Source organism: Caulobacter sp. UNC279MFTsu5.1, from assembly GCF_900114015.1.
In the GTDB taxonomy this organism is placed as follows: domain Bacteria; phylum Pseudomonadota; class Alphaproteobacteria; order Caulobacterales; family Caulobacteraceae; genus Caulobacter.
Genome location: NZ_FORN01000020.1, coordinates 52621 through 70321, shown reverse-complemented (window position 1 = coordinate 70321; position 17701 = coordinate 52621). Strand labels below are relative to the sequence as shown.

At 68.3% G+C, this 17701-nt stretch carries 19 protein-coding genes; 15 read left to right on the top strand and 4 right to left on the bottom strand.

What is annotated here, in order from left to right; translation table 11 throughout:
* Nucleotides 1-51: 51 nt before the first annotated feature.
* From scpB to BM066_RS13125, 9 genes are all read left to right on the top strand, one after another.
* Nucleotides 52-711, top strand: coding sequence for an SMC-Scp complex subunit ScpB (scpB, locus tag BM066_RS13160; RefSeq protein WP_089928625.1), 660 nt, complete (start codon nucleotides 52-54; stop codon nucleotides 709-711).
* 142 nt (nucleotides 712-853) lie between these two features.
* On the top strand, nucleotides 854-1078 hold the full coding sequence (locus BM066_RS13155; protein WP_029589497.1) for a twin-arginine translocase TatA/TatE family subunit: 225 nt from the start codon (nucleotides 854-856) through the stop codon (nucleotides 1076-1078).
* 155 nt (nucleotides 1079-1233) lie between these two features.
* Nucleotides 1234-1806 carry a Sec-independent protein translocase protein TatB gene (gene tatB, locus BM066_RS13150; protein WP_018113412.1) on the top strand — a complete coding sequence of 191 codons (573 nt, stop codon included), beginning with the start codon at nucleotides 1234-1236 and terminating at the stop codon, nucleotides 1804-1806.
* The gene (gene tatC, locus BM066_RS13145) at nucleotides 1803-2708 is read left to right on the top strand and encodes a twin-arginine translocase subunit TatC (RefSeq protein ID WP_089928623.1); all 906 of its coding nucleotides are present in this window, start codon (nucleotides 1803-1805) and stop codon (nucleotides 2706-2708) included. The genes tatB and tatC overlap by 4 nt, the downstream gene beginning before the upstream one ends.
* Before the next feature lie 227 nt (nucleotides 2709-2935).
* Nucleotides 2936-4231: a serine--tRNA ligase gene (serS, locus tag BM066_RS13140; protein ID WP_089928621.1), complete on the top strand. Its 1296-nt coding sequence runs from the start codon at nucleotides 2936-2938 to the stop codon at nucleotides 4229-4231.
* Nucleotides 4228-4392, top strand: a complete 165-nt coding sequence (locus BM066_RS25985) for a hypothetical protein (protein ID WP_143093727.1) — start codon at nucleotides 4228-4230, stop codon at nucleotides 4390-4392. The genes serS and BM066_RS25985 overlap by 4 nt, the downstream gene beginning before the upstream one ends.
* Complete coding sequence (gene surE / locus BM066_RS13135; RefSeq protein WP_089928619.1) at nucleotides 4393-5187, top strand: 5'/3'-nucleotidase SurE; 795 nt, start codon at nucleotides 4393-4395, stop codon at nucleotides 5185-5187.
* Complete coding sequence (locus tag BM066_RS13130; protein ID WP_089928618.1) at nucleotides 5187-5837, top strand: protein-L-isoaspartate(D-aspartate) O-methyltransferase; 651 nt, start codon at nucleotides 5187-5189, stop codon at nucleotides 5835-5837. The genes surE and BM066_RS13130 overlap by 1 nt, the downstream gene beginning before the upstream one ends.
* Nucleotides 5838-5962: 125 nt before the next feature.
* A complete protein-coding gene (locus BM066_RS13125; protein WP_089928615.1) occupies nucleotides 5963-7864 on the top strand; it encodes a cell division endopeptidase DipM in 1902 nt (633 codons plus the stop codon).
* 152 nt (nucleotides 7865-8016) lie between these two features.
* Here the strand turns inward: BM066_RS13125 and BM066_RS13120 are convergent, their stop codons facing one another.
* A complete protein-coding gene (locus BM066_RS13120) occupies nucleotides 8017-8256 on the bottom strand; it encodes a hypothetical protein (protein ID WP_089928612.1) in 240 nt (79 codons plus the stop codon).
* An 18-nt stretch (nucleotides 8257-8274) separates the two neighbouring features.
* Complete coding sequence (locus BM066_RS13115) at nucleotides 8275-9114, bottom strand: ATP-binding protein (RefSeq protein ID WP_089928610.1); 840 nt, start codon at nucleotides 9112-9114, stop codon at nucleotides 8275-8277.
* A gap of 118 nt (nucleotides 9115-9232) precedes the next feature.
* Between BM066_RS13115 and yajC the strand changes: the two genes are divergently transcribed.
* From yajC to BM066_RS13085, 6 genes are all read left to right on the top strand, one after another.
* Nucleotides 9233-9541: a preprotein translocase subunit YajC gene (gene yajC / locus BM066_RS13110; RefSeq protein WP_089928608.1), complete on the top strand. Its 309-nt coding sequence runs from the start codon at nucleotides 9233-9235 to the stop codon at nucleotides 9539-9541.
* A gap of 55 nt (nucleotides 9542-9596) precedes the next feature.
* Nucleotides 9597-11195 (top strand): protein translocase subunit SecD, encoded by a 1599-nt coding sequence (gene secD, locus BM066_RS13105; protein WP_089928606.1) that lies wholly within the window; start codon nucleotides 9597-9599, stop codon nucleotides 11193-11195.
* An 8-nt stretch (nucleotides 11196-11203) separates the two neighbouring features.
* The gene (gene secF / locus BM066_RS13100; protein WP_089928603.1) at nucleotides 11204-12151 is read left to right on the top strand and encodes a protein translocase subunit SecF; all 948 of its coding nucleotides are present in this window, start codon (nucleotides 11204-11206) and stop codon (nucleotides 12149-12151) included.
* Between the two features lie 2 nt (nucleotides 12152-12153).
* Nucleotides 12154-12507: an Mth938-like domain-containing protein gene (locus BM066_RS13095; RefSeq protein ID WP_089928634.1), complete on the top strand. Its 354-nt coding sequence runs from the start codon at nucleotides 12154-12156 to the stop codon at nucleotides 12505-12507.
* A 93-nt stretch (nucleotides 12508-12600) separates the two neighbouring features.
* A complete protein-coding gene (locus tag BM066_RS13090) occupies nucleotides 12601-13215 on the top strand; it encodes a urate hydroxylase PuuD (RefSeq protein WP_089928601.1) in 615 nt (204 codons plus the stop codon).
* Nucleotides 13216-13298: 83 nt separating this feature from the next.
* Entirely contained in the window at nucleotides 13299-14042 is a 744-nt protein-coding gene (locus BM066_RS13085) for a squalene/phytoene synthase family protein (protein ID WP_089928599.1), read from the top strand.
* A gap of 179 nt (nucleotides 14043-14221) precedes the next feature.
* Here the strand turns inward: BM066_RS13085 and BM066_RS13080 are convergent, their stop codons facing one another.
* Complete coding sequence (locus BM066_RS13080) at nucleotides 14222-15286, bottom strand: hypothetical protein (RefSeq protein ID WP_089928597.1); 1065 nt, start codon at nucleotides 15284-15286, stop codon at nucleotides 14222-14224.
* A gap of 60 nt (nucleotides 15287-15346) precedes the next feature.
* Complete coding sequence (locus BM066_RS13075) at nucleotides 15347-17452, bottom strand: alpha/beta hydrolase family protein (protein WP_089928595.1); 2106 nt, start codon at nucleotides 17450-17452, stop codon at nucleotides 15347-15349.
* Between the last annotated feature and the right edge of the window lie 249 nt (nucleotides 17453-17701).

The following is a 17701-nucleotide window of genomic DNA, read 5'->3' as shown; positions in this document are numbered from 1 at the left end:
GGCCCCTCGGGCCTTGTCCGGGATGACGCCGTTTGTGATGTGTCGCGTCCCATGACCCTCGATCCGCTCTTCACCCAACGCTGCATCGAGGCCCTGCTGTTCGCCGCCGCCGAGCCGCTGAGCGTCGAGGACCTGGCCAAGCGCCTGCCCGAGGGGGCGGATGTCGGCGCGGGGTTGGCGGATCTGCACGCGCGCTACGCCGGCCAGGGCATCGAGCTGGCCCAGGTGGCCGGCCGCTGGCGGTTCCAGACCGCGACCGACCTGGCCTTCCTGATGACCGAGGAGCGCGAGGAGCCGCGCCGCCTGTCCAAGGCCGCCCAGGAGACCCTGGCGATCATCGCCTACCACCAGCCCGTCACCCGGGCCGAGATCGAGGCGGTGCGCGGCGTGCAGGCCAGCCGGGGCACGCTGGACGTGCTGCTGGAGCTGGGGCTGGTCAGGATGCGCGGCCGCCGCCGCACGCCCGGCCGCCCGGTGACCTTCGGCACCACCGACGCCTTCCTCGAGCACTACGGCCTGGCGACTCTCGGCGACCTGCCGGGAATCGCCGAGATGCGCGCCGCGGGCCTGCTGGCCCTGGACCTGCCGCCGGGCTTCACCGTGCCCGATCCGATGGGCCTGCGGGCCGGCGAGGACGAGGACCCGCTGGAGGACGGCGACGAGGCGCCGGAATTCGCTCAGGATTTCCTGGGAGACCTGGAAGGGCGATAGGGGCTTTACACATTGTCGCAGGCGCCTGCTTATCGTCCGGCGCCGCTTTGCCCCCCGCCTCGCGACCGCCTATATTGTCAGAGATATTGTAACGACACGCCGCAGGGGCTAATGGGCCGCTGTCGCAAGGAGCATCGTCGTCATGGGTGGTATGAGCTGGATTCACTGGGTGATCGTGATCGCGGTCGTCGCCCTGCTGTTTGGCGGGCGCGGCAAGCTGTCCGGCATCATGGGTGATGCGGCCAAGGGCATCAAAGCCTTTAAGGACGGGCTGAAGGACGATCCGTCCGACGAGGTCTCGGCCAACAAGTCGACGGGCGCCCTGCCGCGCACCGAGGCTGAGAAGGAAGACCTGCGCAAGTCGTAGGGGATTCGCCGCGCCGCTCTTCCGCGAAGGGAGGGCGGGCGGCCGTCGTTTCACTTTGCGAGCACGGCTTGGCCTGCTCGTACATTTTGTGTTCGTCGCGTTTTCTTCACGCGAACCGGTGTCCACGTCGCTCGAAAACGCTCTAAGGCGCGTCCATGCTCCCTGATATCGGCGGAACGGAACTCCTGGTCATCGCCGCGGTCGCCCTGATCGTGGTGGGACCCAAGGACCTGCCCGTCCTGTTGCGCAAGCTCGGTCAGTTCGTCGCCAAGATCCGCGGCATGGCCAACGAATTCCGCGCCAGCTTCGACGAGATGGCCCGCCAATCGGAGCTGGACGAACTGCGTCGCGAGGTCCAGGCCATGCGCGAAGGGCAGTACACTGCTCCGATGCGCGACGCCGCGGCCCAGGCCGGCGACGCCAGCCACGTCGATCAGGTGTTCGCCGACATCGACGCCAGCCTCAACAGCGGCGCGGTCAAGGTCTCGCCGCATGAGGCCTACCAGCCGCCCGCCGCCCTGGAAGCCCCTGCGCCAAGCGTCGAGATCGTCTCCAAGCCCAAGCGCAAGGCCCCGGCCAAGCCCAAGGCCGTCCCCGCCGCCAAGACGGCCGAGATCGTCTCCAAGCCGAAGGCGGCCAAGGCCTCCAAAACCGACCTGTCGGTCCCGACCAAGCCGGCCCGCAAGCGCGTCGCCAAAGCCTCGACCAATTCGGACATCGCCTCGTGACCAACGCCATCGGACACGATCCGGAAGACGAGATCGAAGCCTCGCGCGCCCCGCTGATGGACCACCTGATCGAGCTGCGCATGCGGCTGATCATCTGCGTGGTCGCCCTGTTCGTCGGCTTCGGCGTCTGCTTCGCCTTCGCCGACCAGATCTTCCTGTTCCTGGTCAACCCGTTCACCGTGGCCCAGAAGCTGCTGGCGGCTCAGCACGCTTCGGGCGGCAAGCACGGCCCGTTCGACCTGCTGCTGGCCCTGCTGGGCCTGAAGGACATCCCGACCACCGACACCCACGTCCTGGGCCTGGTCTACACCGCCGCCCTTGAGTTCTTCTTCACCAAGCTGAAGCTGGCCGGGTTCGGGGCCGTGGTCCTGACCTTCCCGGTGCTGGCCTGGCAGCTGTACCGCTTCGTCGCGCCAGGCCTCTACAAGAACGAGCGCCACGCCTTCCTGCCGTTCCTGATCGCCTCGCCGGTGATGTTCATCCTGGGCGCTGCCCTGGTCTATTACGTCATGCTGCCGTTTGTGCTGTGGTTCTCGCTGAGCCAGCAGATCAGCACCGCCGGCATCTCGATCCAGCTGCTGCCCAAGGTCAGCGACTACCTGACCCTGGTGACGACCCTGCTGCTGGCCTTCGGCCTGTGCTTCCAGCTGCCGGTGGTGGTGTCGCTGCTGGGCATGGCGGGCATCGTTTCCAGCAAGCTGCTGCGCGACGGTCGCCGCTACGCCATCGTCGGGGTGTTCATCGCCGCCGCCATCCTGACCCCGCCCGACCCGATCAGCCAGATGACCCTGGCGATCCCGATGTGCCTGCTCTACGAGATCTCGATCTGGTGCGTGTGGCTGATCGAGCGCCGCAAGGCCAAGGACGAGGCCGAGCAGTCCAAGGACGTGGTGGCGGTCTGATTTCCTTCTCCCCTTGCGGGAGAAGGTGGCCTCGCGGAGCGAGGTCGGATGAGGGGGTGCGCGGCGGGGAACGCCTGACCCCGTAACCCCAAACGCGGTGCGACCCCTCACCCGGCGGGCCGCCGCCCGCCACCCTCTCCCGCAAGGGGAGAGGGAAGAGTGTTGGCGCCCCCGCCGACGCGCCTTAGAGAGGTCCGTTCTTAACGACTTCTCTCCCGAGCGTTCCGATGCACGACATCAAGGCCATCCGCGACAATCAGCAAGCCTTCGAAGCCGTCTGGTCGGCCAAGGGCCGCGCGGGCGCTGCCGCCGAGGCGGTCAAGCTGGACGCGGCCCTGCGCGCGGCCCAGACCGCCCTGCAGGAGGCTCAGGCCAAGCGCAACGAGAGCTCCAAGCTGATCGGCATGGCCAAGGCCAAGAAGGACGAGGCGGAAGCCGCCCGCCTGATGGCCGAGGTCGAACGCCTGAAGGGCGTCATGGCCTCGGCCGCCCAGACCGAGACCGAGGTCGGCGGACAACTGAAGGACCTGCTGGCCAGCCTGCCCAACATCCCCGCGCCGGAAGTGCCGCAGGGCGAGGACGAGACCGGAAACGTCGAGGTCCGCCGCTGGGGCGACCCGTCCAAGCTGCCGGCCGGCCGCCTGAACAATCCCAAAGACCACGTCGACCTAGGCGCAGCCCTGGGCGGCATGGACTTCGAAGCTGCCGCCCGCATGAGCGGCGCGCGCTTTGTGGTGCTCAAGAGCCAGATCGCGCGGCTGGAGCGGGCCCTGGGCCAGTTCATGCTGGACCTGCAGACGGTGCGGAACGGCTACATCGAGATCAGCCCGCCGCTGCTGGTCAAGGACGAGGCGTTGTATGGGACGGGGCAGTTGCCCAAGTTCGCCGAGGACCTGTTCAAGACCACGGTCGATCACTGGCTCATCCCCACCGCCGAAGTCTCCCTGACCAACATCGTGCGCGAGCAGATCACCGACGAGGCCGAACTGCCGCTGCGGATGACCGCCCTGACGCCGTCGTTCCGCTCGGAGGCCGGGGCCAGCGGCCGCGACACCCGCGGCATGATCCGCCAGCACCAGTTCTACAAGGTCGAGCTGGTCTCGATCACTACCCCCGACCAGTCCGAGGCCGAGCACGAGCGCATGGTCCAGTGCGCCGAGGCCGTGCTGAAGGCCCTGGAGCTGCCGTTCCGCACCGTGCTGCTGTGCACCGGCGACATGGGTTTCGGCGCCAGGAAGACCTACGACCTCGAAGTCTGGCTGCCGTCGCAGAACACCTATCGCGAGATCAGCTCGTGCTCGAACTGCGGCGACTTCCAGGCCCGCCGCATGGACGCCCGCTTCAAGAAGGCCGGCGAGAAGGGCACGCACTACGTCCACACCCTGAACGGCTCGGGCCTGGCCGTCGGCCGCACCCTGGTGGCCGTGCTGGAAAACTACCAGGACGAGACCGGGCGGATCACGGTGCCGGAGGTGCTGGCGCCGTATATGGGCGGCGTGACGCATATCGGGGGGGATCAGTGAACGGCTGGGCGCCTCTTCTCCTCACCCGTGAAACGGGGGAGGGGGACCGCGTAGCGGTGGAGGGGGCGTCCCCGCTGCACCGTGACGGCCTGACGCCCCCTCCGTCGCGATGCGTATTCGCATCGCGCCACCTCCCCCGTTTCACGGGTGAGGAGAAGTAAATGCGCATCCTCCTCACCAACGACGACGGCATCCATGCCGAGGGCTTGCAGAGCCTGGAGCGCATCGCCCGCGCCCTGTCGGACGACATCTGGATTGTTGCCCCGGAATACGAGCAGTCGGGGGCTGGCCGGGCCCTGACCCTCACGGACCCGATCCGCGTGCGCCGCGTCGACCCGCGCCGCTTCGCCGTCGAGGGCACGCCGACCGACTGCGTGGCCATCGCCGTCCAACAGCTGATCGACGGCCCGGCCCCGGACCTGGTGTTGTCGGGTGTCAACCGCGGCCAGAACCTGGCCGAGGACGTCACCCTGTCGGGCACGGTGGCCGGAGCCATCGAGGGCATGGCCCTGGGGATCCCGTCGATCGCCCTGTCCCAGGCCATGACCTATTTCCACGACGAAGTGGTGGCCCATTGGGAAACAGCCGAGCACTTCGGACCTGGCATTGTCCGCCGCCTGCTGGAGATCGGCTGGCCCAAGGACGTGATCATCAACGTCAACTTCCCGGCCCTTGCCCCGGAAGCGGTCACCGAGGTGGAAGTCACCCGCCAGGGCTTCCGCGACTCGCACATGCGGAGCATGGAAAAGCGGACCGACCTGCGCGGTCGCGACTATTACTGGACCGGCTTCGTCCTCAAGCCGTCCAAGCCGGCGGAGGGCACGGACCTGAAGGCCGTCTACGAAGGCAAGATCTCGGTCACGCCGCTGCACATCGACCTGACGCACAACCCGACGGTGGCGGCCATGAAAGGCGTGCTGGGCGGCGCGCCCCCCAAGCTGGAGGCGGTGTCGTGATGGCCAAGGCCGACACGTCCGAGGCCCGGCTGCAGGCGCTGCTGAAGGCCCTGCGCGCCCAGGGCGTCACCGACCCGGCCGTGCTGGGCGCCATCGAGAAGACCCCGCGCGACCTGTTCACCCCGGACCTGTTCAAGGAGCGGTCGTGGGAGGACTCGGCCCTGCCGATCGCCTGCGGCCAGACGATCAGCCAGCCGTTTATCGTCGGGCTGATGACCCAGGCCCTGACCCTGGAGCCGCGCTGCCGGGTGCTGGAGATCGGCACCGGCTCGGGCTACCAGACCGCCGTCCTCAGCCGCGTCTCGCGGCTGGTCTATACGATCGAGCGCTACCGGACCCTGATGAAGGAGGCCGAGGCCCGTTTCGCGGTGCTGGGCCTGACCAATGTCATCACCAAATTCGGCGACGGATGGGAAGGCTGGCCCAAACAGGCGCCGTTTGACCGCATTCTGGTCACGGCGGCGGCGCAGGATGAGCCGGAAACTCTGCTTTCGCAGCTCAAGCCCCAGGGCGTGCTCGTCGCGCCGGTGGGCAAGGGGCCGGTGCAGAGCCTTCGCCGCTACGCCGGCGACGGAAAGGGGGGCTTCACAGTCGAAGTCCTGTGCGACGTGCGTTTCGTCCCGATCCTGGACGGCGTCGCCCGCGAATAGCGGGCCGGCGTCGCCGGGTTTCTCCTGTGGGTTGTTGCACGGGGTTCTCGGGACGGCGCGAGATGTTTAATGGTTGGTTTACCCTTGCGGCGGCGACTGGAGCCTCGCGAGGCAAAGGAGAGGCTATGAGGCAGTTGTGGACGCGCGCGGCGGTGATCGCCCTGACGGCTGGAACCCTCGCGGCCTGCGAGAGCACGGGCGGCGCGCAATATCCCACCCGCACGCAGACCCCGACGCCGAACTTCCCGATCGTCCAGGCGCCGCCGGCCAACCAGCAGCCCGAGGGCCCCTCGACCCCGCCCGACGAGCCGCAGCCCAGCTTCTCCGCGCCCGCCGGCAATGTGGGCGTCTCCAGCCAGCCCCTGGCCCCGGCGACGACCACCCAGCCGCCGCCGCCCCCTCCGGTCGCCGAAACGCGGCCGGCACCAGCCCCGACTCCGGCCGCGCGCCCGGTGGTGGTCACCACCGTCGGCGGTCCCGTGGTGACAATCGCCGGCCCGCCCAAGAGCTACAAGGTCAAGTCGGGCGACAATATCGACGCCATCGCCCGCACCCTGGGCACCACCCGCGCCCAACTGGCCAAGGACAACGACCTGAAGGCACCGTACCGGATCCATCCCGGCCTGGTGCTGCAGGGGCCCGAGACCAAGGACGCCAAGGCGTATGTCGTCCAGACCGGCGACACGATGTTCGCCATCGCCAAGCGCTTCTCGGTCTCGGCCGCCGCCCTGGCCGAAGAGAACGATCTGAGCGCCGGCTCGCCGATCCGCAAGGGCCAGAAGCTGCGCCTGCCGGACGGCTACCGGGACAAGGGTCCCAGCCGGACCACCGTGATGCAGCCGGTCGCCCAGGGACCGGCGGCCACTCCGCCCCAGGCCAGCGTTCCGTCGTCCAGCGGCCTGCCGCCGATCGGCCGGACGTCGGCTCCGGCCCCGTCGCGCGACGTCGAGGAAGACGAGGCTCCCGCCGCCCGCCCGGTCACCACCACGACGGTCAGCGTCACCGGCCCGGTGGTCGAAGTCGCCGGCCCGCGCCGCACCTACACCGTCAAGTCGGGCGACGCGATCGACGCGATCGCCCGCGGCCTGGACACCACCCGCGCCGACCTGGCCAAGGACAACGACCTCGAAGCGCCGTACCGCATCAAGCCGGGCCAGAAGCTGAAGGGCCCGGCGACCACGGCCAAGGCCTATGTGGTCCAGACCGGCGACACCCTGGCCAACGTCGCCAAGCGCTTCAACGTCAAGCCGGCCGCCCTGGCCGAAGAGAACGACATCCGCACCTCGGCCGCGATCAAGAAGGGCCAGAAGCTGCGCCTGCCGTCCGGCTACAAGGACAAGGGTCCGCTGAAGACGACGGTGACGACCGCCCCGGCCGCGCCGCGCCCCGCGACCCCGCGTCCGACCACGCCGACGCCCAGCTACACCCCGCCGGCCCAGGCGCCGACCCCGACGTCGCCGCCGGCCTCGCTGCCGTCGTCGCCGCGTCCCTACACGCCGTCGCCCAGCACGAGCTATCCGCGCACGCCCACCGGTCCGGTCTCGGCCCAGCCGGTGACGCCGCCGCCGTCCGCCGGCCAGATCATCGGCTCCAGCCCGCCGCCGACCGAGGCCGAGATCACCGCCGCCGGCCGCGGCCGCTTCGTGTGGCCGCTGCAGGGCGAGACGATCTCCGACTTCGGCGCCAAGGGCGTCGGCCAGCGCAACGACGGCGTCAACATCCGCGCGCCCGCCGGCACGCCGGTCCGCGCCGCCGCGGCGGGCGAGGTGGTCTATGCCGGCAACCAGGTGCCCGGCTTCGGCAACCTGGTGCTGGTCAAGCACGCCGACGGCTGGGTAACGGCCTACGCCCACCTGTCGACCACCGAGGTCAAGATGCGCCAGCAGGTCGCCCAGGGCGCCACCCTGGGTGCGGTCGGCCAGACCGGCGGCGTCACCGAGCCGCAGCTGCACTTCGAGGTCCGCTATGCTCCGACCCCGAAGGACAAGGCGCGTCCGGTGGATCCGGGTTTGGTGCTGCCGCGGTAAGAGAAGAAGCTTTCCCTCCCCTTTATGGGGAGGGTGGCCCTGGCGGAGCCAGGGGCGGGTGGGGCTCGGTGCAGGGCGTCCTTGCGGCGGTGGCCCCACCCACCAGCTTCGCTGGTCCCGCCTCCCCAAAAAGGGGAGGGAAGAGCCGTCAGCTAGTCCTGGCCCCAGCGCCACTTCCACGGGCCGTCGCTCTTGCGCCAGCTAACAACGCCCACGACCGCCGTCGAGGCCAGTACGATCCCCAGATGCAGCATCGGGTCGCGACCGGCGAAGGCCACGCCGCTGGCGACGATGACGACCAGGAAGCCGGCCAGCAGCGCCCAGCCTTCCCAGCTGCACGGCAGTCCGGCGCCGAATCCATAGCGCTTCACGCGAAACCAGGGCTTGCCCATGCGGGCCTCCGGAAGGTTTTACGCCGGCAGGTTTACACCCAGCTCCCCGGCTAGGTCACGGATGAACTGCCAGGCCACCCGGCCCGAGCGGGCGCCGCGCAGCTGCGACCACTGCAGGGCCCGGCGTTCCAGGTTTTCGACCTCCAGCCCGAAGCGCTCGGCGTAGCCGTGGATCGCCGCCAGATAGGTGGGCTGGTCCATGGGCGGGAAGCCAATCCACAGGCCGAAGCGGTCGGAGACGCTCATCTCCTCCTCGGCGTTCTCGGCGGCGGCGATGGCGCCCTGAGTCTCGACATGGTCGCGCGGCATCAGGTGGCGGCGGTTAGAGGTGGCGACGAACAGCACGTTCTCGGGCGGGCCGGCCACGCCGCCCTCCAGGGCCGACTTCAGCGCCTTGGCCGCCGCCGCCCCGTCCTCGAACGACAGGTCGTCACACAGCACCACGAAGCGTTCCGAGCGCGAGCGCAACTGGTCGAACAGCGGGGGCAGGGCGGTGACCTCGTCGCGGTCGACCTCGACTAGCTTGAGGGCCGGATATTCCGCCGCCAGCACCATGAAGGCCGACTTGGTCAGCGAGCTCTTGCCCGTGCCGCGCACGCCCCACAGCAGCACGTGGTTGCAGGGCAGGCCAACGGCGAAGCGGCGGAGATTCTCGACGAACCGGTCTTTCTGCCGCTCGACGCCGATCAACAGGTCCAGGGCCATCGGATAGTCGGGGGCCGGGAGGAAGCCACCGCTTTTAGGGTCGTGCCGGAAGAGCCGGCCGTCTTCGAAGTTGGGGGCGGCCGGGGCGGCCGGGGATAGGCGCTCCAAGGCGTCGGCGATGCGGGCGAGCAGGGGGAGGGCGGCGTCGGTCATGTGTTGCTCCGTAACCCCAGCTTGCCGTCATTGCAAAAGGGCAGGTGAACGCATAGCTTCCGCCGACTTGGCGCGGCCCTATCTGAAGGGTCCGTCCACCGCAATTTCTGGAGTCGTTATGAATTCCGCTCTGATGCAACAGCTGGGCGCTATCGCCCCCATCCTCCTGATGGTCGTGCTGTTCTACTTCATGCTGATCCGCCCGCAGCAGCAGAACGCCAAGCGGCACGCCGCCGCCATCGCCGCCGTCAAGCGCGGCGACAACGTCGTGCTGTCGAACGGCATGCTGGGCAAGGTCGTCCGGGTCGAGGAGACCGAGGTCGGCGTCGAGATCGCCCAGGGCGTGACCGTGAAGGTGGTCAAGAGCATGATCGCCGAGATCCGCGCCAAGGGCGAACCCGCCCCGGCCAACGATCCCAAGAGCTGATCACCCTTCGCGCCGTAACGAGGCGCCGAAAGGCGTCGTCCAGAGCCTGTAATCCATGCTGACCCTCTCCCGCTGGAAAGTCACCGCCGTCATACTGTCGGTGATCTTCGGCATCGTCTTCTCCCTGCCGAACCTGCTGCCGCAGAAGACGCTCGACGCGCTTCCCGGCTGGGTTCCCCACCAGAAGCTGAATCTGGGCCTCGACCTGCAGGGCGGGTCGTACCTGCTCTACGAGGTCGACACCGACGCGCTGCGCGCCGAACGCCTGACCAACATGGTCGAGGACGTGCGCACAACGCTGCGCAACGACCAGATCGAGTTCGGCGAGCTGGGCGAGGCGGGCGGCATCGTGCGGGTCCGCATCACCGATCCGGCCAAGGTGGACCAGGCGGTCAGCCTGCTGCGCCGCTCGATCGGCGGCCCCTTGGCCGGCGCCATCGGCGGTCGCGACACCAGCATCAGCAACAGGGGCGACGGCCGGCTGGAGCTGAGCTTCGTGCCGGAGGCCGCCAAGGCCGACGCCGTCAAGGCGGTGGACCAGTCGATCGAGACCATCCGTCGCCGGGTCGACGCCCTGGGCACCAAGGAACCGAGCATCACCAAGCAGGGCTTCAACCGGATCGTCATCCAGGCGGCCGGCGAGAGCGACCCGACCAAGCTGCAGGCGGTGATCGGCCAGACCGCCAAGCTGACCTTCCAGATGGTCGACGAGACGGTCTCGCAGGAAGACATGGTCGCCGGCCGCATCCCGCCCGGCGTCGTGGTGATCCCGGGCGCCCAGCCTGGCGCCCCGCCGATCCCGGTCGCCAAGCGGGCCCTGGTGACCGGCGAGGACCTGGTTGAAGCCAACCAGACCTTTGACCAGAACGGCTCCGCCGCGGTCGGCTTCCGCTTCGGCGGCTCGGGCGCGCGCAAGTTCGGCGACGCCACCGCCCGCAATGTCGGCAAGCGCTTCGCCATCGTGTTGGACGGCAAGTATATCTCCGATCCCCGCATCAACCAGGCCCTGCCGGGCGGTTCGGGCATCATCACCGGCAACTTCACGCCGGAAAGCGCCGCCGAACTGGCCCTGCTGCTGCGCTCGGGCGCCTTGCCCGCCAAACTGAACCTGGAAGAGCAGCGCACCGTCGGGGCCGAACTGGGCGCCGACGCCGTCCGGGCCGGGGCCATCTCCCTGGCCATCGGCGCGGCCGCGATGTTCGTGTTCATCATCCTGGCCTACGGCCTGTTCGGGACGTTCGCCGCCGTCGCCCTGTTCGTCAACGTGCTGCTGATCATCGGCATCATGTCGATGAGCCAGGCGACCCTGACCTTCCCCGGCATCGCCGGCCTGATCCTGACCCTGGCCGTCGCGGTCGACGCCAACGTGCTGATCTACGAGCGGATGCGCGACGAGGCCGCGGCCGGGAGGTCGCCGATGTCGGCCGCCGACACCGGCTACCGGCGAGCGTTGGTGTCGATCATGGACGCCAACATCACCAGCGTGATCTCGGCCTTGATCATGTTCTCCATGGGCGCCGGACCGGTCAAAGGCTTCGCCTGGACGCTTCTCATCGGCGTGTTCACCTCGTTGTTCACCGCTATTCTCATTACCCAAGTGCTCATCGGTTGGTGGTTCAAGGTCACCAAGCCGAAGAAGCTGCCGATCGCCTGAGGATCACCATGGCTTGGCCCCTTATTCGCCTGATCCCGCGTTCGACCCACTTCCGCTTCGTGAAGTGGGCGCCCGTCGCCGCGATCTTCTCCGTCCTGCTGATCGTCGGCTCGGGCGTGTCGTTCTTCACCCAAGGCCTGAACCTAGGCATCGACTTCAAGGGCGGCGTGGCGCTGGAGGCGCGCATGCCCACCCCGATTCCCACCGGCGAACTGCGCACGGCCCTGGCCGGGTTCGGCGCCCATGACGCCCAGGTGCAGCCGTTCGGCTCGCCCAACAGCGCCATGATCCGCTTCCTGCCCGAGGCGAACCAGAACCCGAACCAGGCCGCCGTCGACCTGGAGGCCAAGCTGAAGCAGCGCTTCCCGACCATGACCATCCCGTCTCACTCGGCGATCGGGGCCAAGGTCTCGGGCGAACTGCTGGGCAAGGGCTTCATGGCCCTGGGCATCGCGCTGGCCCTGATGCTGGGCTACATCTGGTTCCGGTTCGGCCTGTCCTACGGCACCGGCGCGGTCGTAGCCGTGTTCCACGACATCGTCCTGACCCTGGGCCTGTTGTCGGTTCTGCACATCGAGTTCTCGATGACCTCGATCGCCGCCCTGCTGACCGTCATCGGCTATTCGATGAACGAAAAGGTCATCACCTTCGACCGGCTCAAGGAAAACCTGCGCAAGTACAAGACCACGCCGCTGCGCGACATCATCGACCTGTCGGAAAACGAGCGTCTGTCGCGGACGATCATCACCGGCACCACGGCTCTGCTGGCCTTGGGCGGCACGATGTTCTTCGGCGGCCCGGTGCTGTTCCCGCTGGTCTTCACCATGACCTTCGGCATCATCATCGGCACCTATTCGTCGATCTACATCGCCCTGCCGCTGATCCTCGTCTGGGGCGTCAAGCGGGGCGACGAGGAAGCCGCGCCGATCAAGCTCGGCGCCGGCACCCGGCCCTGATGCTGCGCCAGCCGCCATCGATCGACGCCTGGGGCGGCGGCGGTTTCCGCGTCTCCGGCGACTGGCGTCCGGGCTCGCTGCTGATCATCGACGATCAGCCGCGGCCCTGGGGCGTCGCCAACCTGGCCGCCCTGACGCCAGAGGACTTCGCCGAGGTCTTCGCGGCGGGCGGGGCGGTCGAGTTCGTGCTGCTGGGCGTGGGCCTGGTCAACGCCCTGCCGCCGCGCCCGGTGCGCGACGCGCTGAAGGCGGCCGGCGTGGGGCTTGAGTTCATGAGCACCGAGGCCGCGGCCCGCACCTACAACGTCCTGGCCAGCGAGGGCCGGCGGCTGGCGGCGGCGCTGATCGCGGTCTGAGGCCGGCCCTGGCCCCGGGAATGGCGTCTATTCCCCGACTCCGCCGGGCGCCCTATACCTGACCCCAAGCAAGGGGCGTTAGGGGGCCTGGACATGACCGGACTACTTTCGAATTTCCGCAACACCATCATCGTCAGCGTCCTGCTGGCGTTGGTGATCGCGTTCGGCTTCGGGCACAGCCCGCACGGCTTCGACGACGCCTATTTCCAGGCGGTGTTCCGCCTGCTGCACGTGTTCTTCGGCATCCTGTGGATCGGGCTGCTGTACTATTTCAACTTCGTGCAGATCCGCGTCATGCCGCAGATCCCGGCTGAGCTGAAGCCGGCCGTATCCAAGTACATCGCCCCCGAAGCGCTGTTCTGGTTCCGCTGGGCGGCGCTGGCGACCTGGGTGATGGGCGTGGTCCTGGCCTTCAGCCGCGGCTACCTGGCCGAGGCGGCGACCTTCGGTCTGTGGGGCGGCTACGAGCGCGGCGTCGACATGGGCTTCACCTTCATCGGCCTGGGCATGTGGCTGGCGACGATCATGTTCATTAACGTCTGGGGCGTGATCTGGCCGAACCAAAAGCGGGCCCTGGGCATCGTCGAGGCGGACGCCGACACCAAGGCCAAGGCGGCCAAGATGGCCATGCTGTTCTCGCGCATCAACACGCTGCTCAGCATCCCGATGCTGGCCTGCATGACGATGTACCAGACGCTGTTCAACTGATCGGTTGATTGGCGACATCGGAAAAGGCCCACGGGTTCCGTGGGCCTTTTTCTTTTGGACGATGCGGCGCATAAGCCGCGCTCATGACCACGCTGGACATCGCCCATCGCAACGACGGCCCGGACACCGATCTTGACGCCCTGGTGCGCCGCGTCGATCCCGACCGCTGGCTGGCCAGCCGGTTCATCGCCGATCCCAAGGCCCGGGCCGATGTCATCGCGCTGTACGCCTTCAACTACGAGTTGGCCCGGGTGGCCGGCGGGGTCAGCAACGCGCTGATGGGCGAGATCCGCCTGACCTGGTGGCGGGAGGCCATGGACGAGATCGCCACCGGCCAGCCGCCGCGCCGGCACCCCGCCGTCGAGGCCGTGGCCGTCGCCGGTTATCCCCTGAGCGCCCTGGCCGAGATGGCCGAGGCCCGGATGGCCGACCTGGACGCCGCGCCGTTCGAGACGGAGGCCCAGGTCCTGGCCTATGTCGACGCCACTGCCGGGGCGGTGACGATGCTGGCCGCCTGGCGGCTGGACCCCAAGGCCGATCCCCATGCCGTGCAGGACGCCGCTCGGGCCTATGGCCTGGCGGGGCTGTGGCGGCTGAGGCGGGCGGGAGTCCAGCGACTACCGGCCGATTGGACGCAAGATCACGTCCGCTGGCGGGTGGAGGAGGCGCGAACCAAGGCGAACGCGGCGCTGAAGGACCTGCCGGTGGCGGCGTTCCCCGCCGCGGCGCCGGCGGCCCTGGCCATGGCCCAGACGGGGGCGCGCGAACTGGGCGAGCTGGAAAAGCGGTTGCGGCTGACCTGGGCGGTGGCGACGGGGCGGGTTTAAGGCGTCATGCCGCCTCGGTTCGCCAACGCCCTCCCGACGCCCCAAATTGTTGTCATCCGGGAAGCCTCGTAGAGGCTGTCCGGGATCCAGAGGACTGGGCGGACGCGGTGCGGTCCACCTGGGTCCCGGCTCTCCGCTTCGCTACGGCCGGGATGACAGCCCTGGAGTGAAGGCAGCCCTCACGCCGCTTCCGACGGCTTCTTCGTCTGCCGCGCCGCCTTGGTCAGCCGGTCCAGCACGTCCGGCACCAGCTGTTCGGAAAAGCCGCCGATGAAGGCCCAGACCATCAGCTTGGCCGCATCGACGGCGGCGGGGAACATAAGGCCGCGATTGACCAGGGTGATCGGGCAGTCATAGCGGCAAGGCACAATCTGCGGGAACAGGTTGGCCGCGGCCGGGCCGACGATCGCCCCCTCTCGCACCAGGCCGCTGGCGAAGAAGGCCACCAGCACGAACGACACCGACATGCCCACGAAGGCGGCGATGAACACGGCGGTCAGGCCCTGGCTCAGCGCGCTGACCTGGCGCACAGGGTCGATGTCGGACGAGGCCGAGGCCATGGCCGACTCGGTCCGCCGCAGCACCGAGACCATGGCCCCGGCCGCGCCGACGAAGGCGATCAGCGAGAAGTTGGCGATCACCGTGACCGTCTCGCGAAGCGCGCCGGGCGGGAGGATGTTAGGCAGCACCCGGGTGATCATCAGCGCCCCGAACAGCAGGCACAGCAGGCCCAGGGCCCAGCGCCGCATCCGGCCGGTCAGCACCTCGCGCTCGCTGCTCAGGGTGTAGAGCAGCTTCAGGCGCTCCAGCAGGCTCAGGGCCTCGGCCTCCAGCTCGGCGCGGTTGGCGTCCTCGGGAGCGAAGACGATCGGCTCCAGCTTGGCGGCCTTGGGGCCGACCGCGTGGATGTAGCGCTCGCGCAGCTGCGGCACGAACCATCTCAGCCGCTCCAGCCCGTAGTCGCGCACCATCCATTTGCGCAGGTCGACGGCGGCGGCGATCTGTTCGCTGGGGTAGGGGCTGTTGAAGCCCTCGGTCAGGCGCCGGAACTTCTCCTCGCGCTCGGCCTGGCTGTTCTGCTCGGCCGGATCGCCCCCGGCGTGGCCCTGGCTGCCATGGCGCAGGGCGATTTCGGTCAGGTCCAGGTCCAGTTCCGCCGCCAGGATCCGGGCCTCGGCGTAGCGCCCGCCCAGCCGCGAGTGAAGCGTGAAGCGGTTCAGGATCACACGGAACAGCTGGAACATGATCGCCCCTTCCGGGGCCAAACTAACGGAAGGGGCGAACAGCTGCAATTTATAAGCGTATTACCGGGTTGGCTCGCCCTTAGTCCAGCGGTCGAGCCATTTCTGGACCTCGTCGTGCCACTGCACCGAGTTCTGGGCCTTCAGCACCCAGTGGTTCTCGTTGGGGAAGTATAGCAGTTTGCTGGGGATTCCCTTGCGCTGCAGAGCGGTGAACGTGCCGATGCCTTCCTCGATCGGCACGCGGAAGTCTTGGCCGCCCTGGACCACCATTTCCGGCACGCTCCACTGGTCGACGTGATCGGCCGGATTGAACTTGGAGTAGGTCGTGCCGGCTTGGTAGGGCGGGCCGCCGTTCTCCCACTCGCTGAACCACAGTTCCTCGGTCGAATAGCCCATGAACCGGCTGTCGAAGATGCCGTCGTGGTTGACCAGGCACTTCCACGGTTCCTTCCACTGGCTGGCGATCCAATTGATCATGAAGCCGCCGTACGAGCCGCCCAGGGCGCAGGCGCGGTCCTTGTCGAGGAAGCCGTACTTGCCGGTCGCGAAGGTCCAGCCCTTCTGCAGGTCCTCCAGCGGGCGGTCGCCCCAGTGCTGGCTGATCGCGTCGGTGAAGGCCTGGCCGTAGCCGGTCGAGCCGTGGAAATCGATCATCACCACCGCATAGCCGGCCCCGGCGTAGGTCTGGGCGTTCCAGCGGTAATGGAAGAGGTTGCCGAACGACCCCTGCGGGCCGCCGTGGATCAGGAAGGCGACCGGATACTTCTTGGCCGGATCGAAATTGGCCGGCTTGACCACGTAGCCGTGCACGGTCTCGCCGTTCCAGCCGGGGAAGCTGAACTGCTCGGGCTCGCCCATGACGACGTCCTTGAGCGCCTCGGCGTTATTGTTGGTCAGTTTGACGGGCGCGCCCGCCTTCTTGCCGGTCGACAGGGCGTAGAGCTGGGCCGGGCCTTTCAGGTTGTCCTGGGCGTAGACGATCGATTGCGGGCCGACGCTGAAGCCGCTGACGTGGCCTTCGCCGGTCAGGGCCGTGACCTTGCCCGTCTTCACGTCGACGGCGAACAGCTTGGTCTGGCCCACATCCTCGGCGGTCGTGTAGATCGTCTTGCCGTCGGCGCTCCAGGCGATGGACTGGGCCGAGCGGTCCCAGGCGGGCGACAGCTCGCGGACCTTGTCGCCCTCGCGGATCATGATCGCGAAGCGGTCAGCCTCGAAGCCCGGGCGCTTCATGGCCAGGTAGGCCTCGGCCTTGCCGTCGGGCGAGAGGCTGGGTTGGGCGTCCCAGGCCTTGTTGACCTCGGTGGTGTTCGCCGGCTTGGCCGAGCCGTCCAGCGGAACGCGCCACAGGTCGTAATTGGTGCTCCAGGATTCCTCGCGGTCGGCCGGCTTGGCCGAGAACACCACGAACTTGCCGTCCGGCGTGATGGTGAAGTCCTCGTCGCCGCCGAACGGCTTGGTCGGCGTGTCGCCGTTGAAGCCGTTCATCAGGGCGATCGGCGCGCCCGCGGCGACGCCGGCCTGGTCCAGCTTCAGGGCGTAGAGGTGGTTCTGGGTCCCGTCGTTCCAGGTGTCCCAGTGGCGGATGAACAGCTTGTCGTAGACCACGCCCGTGGTCTTTTGCGCGCCCTTGGCGGCCAGCCGGTCCTTGGTGCAGTCCAGCGTATCGCAGTCGGGGAACACGGCTTGCGAGATGACGATCGTCCTGCCGTCGGGCGCGATCCTGAAGGCGCCGACATCGAATGGGGCCTTGGTCACCTGGACGGCGGTCTCGCCGGCCGCGTCGGTCCGGTAGACCTGGTCCAGGCCGCCGGTCCGTCCCGAGATGAAGTACAGGCCCTTGCCGTCCGGCGACCAGCGGGGGCTGCTGGCGCCGCCGTCCGAGATCGCCAGGCGGCGCGGCACCATCTTCGCCTTCAGGTCGGCGATCCACAGCGACATCGCGGCCTTGTTCGCCGCGTAGTCCATCGTCCGTACGCTGTAGACCACGAAGCGGCCGTCCGGCGACACCCGCGGATCGCTGATCCGCTCCAGTTGCACCATGTCCTTGGCGGTGAAGCCGCGGCCGTCGGCAAAGGCGGCGGGCGCCGCGGCGAAGGCGGCGACGGACAGGGCCCCCATGGACAGGGCGAGGGCGGAGGCGGCTATGCGCAAGGTCTTGGTCATCGAAACGGCATCCAGGAGGCGTTGTCGCCGGAAAGAGGGGCAAGCCTAGCGACGACATGCCAGCGAGACCAGGGGATCGGCGCAAGATCGTCCTTCGCAGCTCCAAGCTTCGCAATGCGACGAAAATATGACCTTCAATCGTCCAGAAAAGCCATCAAAAACAAACGGCTAGAGAGGTAACAATCGGAAACAGGACTTGCTTTGCCGCGACGCAGCATTGGCCCTAGATGGTAAGCGGGGCGAGAAGGC

Excerpts from the sequence above, each read along its gene's own strand:
- serS (WP_089928621.1), top strand. The coding sequence starts at position 2,936 with ATGCACGACATCAAGGCCATCCGCGACAATCAGCAAGCCTTCGAAGCC.
- BM066_RS13080 (WP_089928597.1), bottom strand. The coding sequence starts at position 15,286 with ATGTTCCAGCTGTTCCGTGTGATCCTGAACCGCTTCACGCTTCACTCG.
- BM066_RS13125 (WP_089928615.1), top strand. The coding sequence starts at position 5,963 with ATGAGGCAGTTGTGGACGCGCGCGGCGGTGATCGCCCTGACGGCTGGA.
- BM066_RS13115 (WP_089928610.1), bottom strand. The coding sequence starts at position 9,114 with ATGACCGACGCCGCCCTCCCCCTGCTCGCCCGCATCGCCGACGCCTTG.
- BM066_RS13090 (WP_089928601.1), top strand. The coding sequence starts at position 12,601 with ATGACCGGACTACTTTCGAATTTCCGCAACACCATCATCGTCAGCGTC.
- scpB (WP_089928625.1), top strand. The coding sequence starts at position 52 with ATGACCCTCGATCCGCTCTTCACCCAACGCTGCATCGAGGCCCTGCTG.
- BM066_RS13085 (WP_089928599.1), top strand. The coding sequence starts at position 13,299 with ATGACCACGCTGGACATCGCCCATCGCAACGACGGCCCGGACACCGAT.
- yajC (WP_089928608.1), top strand. The coding sequence starts at position 9,233 with ATGAATTCCGCTCTGATGCAACAGCTGGGCGCTATCGCCCCCATCCTC.
- secF (WP_089928603.1), top strand. The coding sequence starts at position 11,204 with ATGGCTTGGCCCCTTATTCGCCTGATCCCGCGTTCGACCCACTTCCGC.
- surE (WP_089928619.1), top strand. The coding sequence starts at position 4,393 with ATGCGCATCCTCCTCACCAACGACGACGGCATCCATGCCGAGGGCTTG.
- BM066_RS13130 (WP_089928618.1), top strand. The coding sequence starts at position 5,187 with ATGGCCAAGGCCGACACGTCCGAGGCCCGGCTGCAGGCGCTGCTGAAG.
- secD (WP_089928606.1), top strand. The coding sequence starts at position 9,597 with ATGCTGACCCTCTCCCGCTGGAAAGTCACCGCCGTCATACTGTCGGTG.
- tatB (WP_018113412.1), top strand. The coding sequence starts at position 1,234 with ATGCTCCCTGATATCGGCGGAACGGAACTCCTGGTCATCGCCGCGGTC.
- BM066_RS13075 (WP_089928595.1), bottom strand. The coding sequence starts at position 17,452 with ATGACCAAGACCTTGCGCATAGCCGCCTCCGCCCTCGCCCTGTCCATG.
- BM066_RS13120 (WP_089928612.1), bottom strand. The coding sequence starts at position 8,256 with ATGGGCAAGCCCTGGTTTCGCGTGAAGCGCTATGGATTCGGCGCCGGA.
- BM066_RS13155 (WP_029589497.1), top strand. The coding sequence starts at position 854 with ATGGGTGGTATGAGCTGGATTCACTGGGTGATCGTGATCGCGGTCGTC.